The 1,658-nt window shown below is 44.9% G+C and carries 2 protein-coding genes; one reads left to right on the top strand and one right to left on the bottom strand.

Going from position 1 to position 1,658, the window contains the following annotated elements; translation table 11 throughout:
* Nucleotides 1-113: 113 nt before the first annotated feature.
* Nucleotides 114-515: a LysR substrate-binding domain-containing protein gene (locus tag FTU09_RS13650; RefSeq protein ID WP_001183556.1), complete on the top strand. Its 402-nt coding sequence runs from the start codon at nucleotides 114-116 to the stop codon at nucleotides 513-515.
* A 136-nt stretch (nucleotides 516-651) separates the two neighbouring features.
* Here the strand turns inward: FTU09_RS13650 and FTU09_RS13645 are convergent, their stop codons facing one another.
* Complete coding sequence (locus tag FTU09_RS13645; protein ID WP_000018323.1) at nucleotides 652-1,467, bottom strand: APH(3')-I family aminoglycoside O-phosphotransferase; 816 nt, start codon at nucleotides 1,465-1,467, stop codon at nucleotides 652-654.
* Between the last annotated feature and the right edge of the window lie 191 nt (nucleotides 1,468-1,658).

Raw genomic sequence — 1,658 nt, 5'->3', positions numbered from 1 at the left:
GCCAGGCCTCAGCATTTTATTATGGTGATCCCCTGGGCGAAATGCGCCTGGTAAGCAGAGTTTTTGAAATGTAAGGCCTTTGAATAAGACAAAAGGCTGCCTCATCGCTAACTTTGCAACAGTGCCATTTTAAGCGTTATGCTAAGCCCAGGAAGCCGCAGGATCTTTTGAACCACAACTGCATTAACGTCCGCTATTCTGATACGAGTGGATTGTACGCCTGGGAATTCGAGAAAGATGCTCAGAAATTCAGTCTGAAAGTCAAAGGGCAATATATTGCGAACAGCACGATTCATCAGCTCGATGCAGCATTAGACGGGCTGGGGATTGCCTATATTCCCGAGTATGTTGCAGATGGATATATCAAAAGCGGCAAGCTGATTGCTGTTCTGACCGAGTGGTGTCCATATTTTGACGGCTACCATATTTATTATCCTCACCGCCGACAGGATTCTCCTGCGTTTATGGCTTTTCTGCAAGTTTTGCGTGACAGGTACAATAATGGAATAAGATAAATTTATGAGTAAAGGATTATGTCCACGATAAGCACCTGGGTCGATTCCTGGGAGGCGGCCATGAGGGTAGGGAAGCGCCGTCCCGTCAAGTCAGCGTAATGCTCTGCCAGTGTTACAACCAATTAACCAATTCTGATTAGAAAAACTCATCGAGCATCAAATGAAACTGCAATTTATTCATATCAGGATTATCAATACCATATTTTTGAAAAAGCCGTTTCTGTAATGAAGGAGAAAACTCACCGAGGCAGTTCCATAGGATGGCAAGATCCTGGTATCGGTCTGCGATTCCGACTCGTCCAACATCAATACAACCTATTAATTTCCCCTCGTCAAAAATAAGGTTATCAAGTGAGAAATCACCATGAGTGACGACTGAATCCGGTGAGAATGGCAAAAGCTTATGCATTTCTTTCCAGACTTGTTCAACAGGCCAGCCATTACGCTCGTCATCAAAATCACTCGCATCAACCAAACCGTTATTCATTCGTGATTGCGCCTGAGCGAGACGAAATGCGCGATCGCTGTTAAAAGGACAATTACAAACAGGAATCGAATGCAACCGGCGCAGGAACGCTGCCAGCGCATCAACAATATTTTCACCTGAATCAGGATATTCTTCTAATACCTGGAATGCTGTTTTCCCGGGGATCGCAGTGGTGAGTAACCATGCATCATCAGGAGTACGGATAAAATGCTTGATGGTCGGAAGAGGCATAAATGCCGTCAGCCAGTTTAGTCTGACCATCTCATCTGTAACATCATTGGCAACGCTACCTTTGCCATGTTTCAGAAACAACTCTGGCGCATCGGGCTTCCCATACAATCGATAGATTGTCGCACCTGATTGCCCGACATTATCGCGAGCCCATCTATACCCATATAAATCAGCATCCAGGTTGGAATTTAATCGCGGCCTCGAGCAAGACGTTTCCCGTTGAATATGGCTCATAACACCCCTTGTATTACTGTTTATGTAAGCAGACAGTTTTATTGTTCATGATGATATATTTTTATCGGCACTGTTGCAAATAGTCGGTGGTGATAAACTTATCATCCCCTTTTGCTGATGGAGCTGCACATGAACCCATTCAAAGGCCGGCATTTTCAGCGTGACATCATTCTGTGGGCCGTACGCTGGTA

It is taken from the genome of Acinetobacter sp. YH12058 (assembly GCF_013419805.1).
Lineage (GTDB): Bacteria > Pseudomonadota > Gammaproteobacteria > Pseudomonadales > Moraxellaceae > Acinetobacter > Acinetobacter towneri.
The sequence above is the reverse complement of the archived record's forward strand: the minus strand, read 5'-3'. Positions and strand labels throughout refer to the sequence as shown.